The following is a 1,571-nucleotide window of genomic DNA, read 5'->3' on the forward strand; positions in this document are numbered from 1 at the left end:
CAATACGCGGTGGCAATTCCACTGCAGCCGCTGGTTCAAATTCTTTTTCTTGTCATTTCATATTACTCACGCAAGTAATGATAGTATCTTGGAACTTTGACCACAAGACTCGAGAAACGGTGAGCAATCTACTGTATCTTATGTTTAGATAATATTCCCTAATTGCTCGGAATTGGTTTGTTGATTTTGATGAATCAGCCAAGTACTAAAATACCATTATTCCTGGTTCGCAACATTATACACAATTCTCACCAGCTTTCGTTCGAAGACTTATATCCTCAGGTTGCTTGTTCAATATCATTTCTGTGACATTGTTCTGAAGAAAGATCCTGCCTTTGAATCTACACCTCCGTGTTTCTTGATAAGCTCGATTACATCAGGGAAACCCACAAGGTAATTTCTTCTATTCCGCAACCGTGATAATATGTAGCTGAGGATAGCACTCAGGATCCGTCGACCATGCAAGAATCCCTCTCTGAGTAACCTTCACTCTCAGGTTCTCAATGTCCTCAACTGATTCATCAAGAGATGTTCTAAAGAGAAGTTCTCCGTCCGTATACACATCGAACACTGGCAGTGACTCTCTGCCGTCCCGTACCCAGAGTCTTTCCTGGGCGTCTACTCCAAGCCCACGCAGTGGAATCATGCACCGGAATTCTGCGGGGTTCCACTGCATATCGGGCGGTGCGTCTTCACTTTGAAGCTGGCGGCGCATTGCTTCCCGCTCATTCTCGATCTCCTCCAAAGGTTTTGGTGCTGGTTCCCTCTCCTCCTCAATGGAATAAAGCAGGTTCCCCGTGGAATCGAAGACCTCTATACTGAAGTTGCTGTACGAGTAAGCAGTCACATACACCCTGCCCTGAAAATCGGATGTGAAGACAATCTGACTCTCCTCGGTGGATTCACGAAGCCTTTCCCGGTTGAAAGGGCATTCTCTCCTGTAGTATTCTCTTTCCGGCTGAGGAGAATGATCCCAGAGAGCAAGAAGATGTCCATACATCGAGTTTTCCCTGTCAAAGGTTCTTAAACACCCGGTAAATGATCCATCAGCACAGGGAGCGGTTCTATCAGGAGACCAAGGAATAAACCCGGATATTATAGTATCAACCATCAGATCAGTATTAAAGAAAGTAGCTCTTGTAAGAGGCGGATCACTGACAAGCACCCTTGCATCCGAAAGGGATGTCAGGCAGAAGGGATGCTGAAATTCACCCGGTCCTTCACCGATGCCCCCTGCCCTGAACAGGAAATTGCCTGAGAAGTCATAAACAGTAATCTTGTTTGTTATTCCATCGAGAACCCAAATGTTGCCATCAAGGGTAATGCATGCATCGGTGATATCACCGAAAACATAGCAACTGTCTCCGATTTCCTCCCCTAATGAAAGAACTATTTCCAGTCTAGGCTGAACGGACGACTCCGCCAATTCATCTGAAGAATCACCACCTTCTTTGCAGGATGTGATCAGAATCAGGAGAAAGGACAACAGTGAGTATGCAAACAGTCTAGTTTTCATTTTCTCTCCTTATGTCTGTTTTCTGTGGTTCCGGTGCTTAATTCACTTTTGAACG

At 45.3% G+C, this 1,571-nt stretch carries 1 protein-coding gene; it reads right to left on the reverse strand.

What is annotated here, in order from left to right; translation table 11 throughout:
* Positions 1-403: 403 nt before the first annotated feature.
* Positions 404-1,516, reverse strand: a complete 1,113-nt coding sequence (locus K8S15_01115) for a hypothetical protein (protein ID MCD4774633.1) — start codon at positions 1,514-1,516, stop codon at positions 404-406.
* Positions 1,517-1,571: the final 55 nt, after the last annotated feature.

The sequence above is a fragment of the Candidatus Aegiribacteria sp. genome, from assembly GCA_021108005.1.
GTDB lineage: Bacteria > Fermentibacterota > Fermentibacteria > Fermentibacterales > JCC-6 > Aegiribacteria.

Bases quoted from the DNA above. Each gene is read 5' to 3' on its own strand.
- K8S15_01115 (MCD4774633.1), bottom strand. From the start codon at position 1,516: ATGAAAACTAGACTGTTTGCATACTCACTGTTGTCCTTTCTCCTGATT.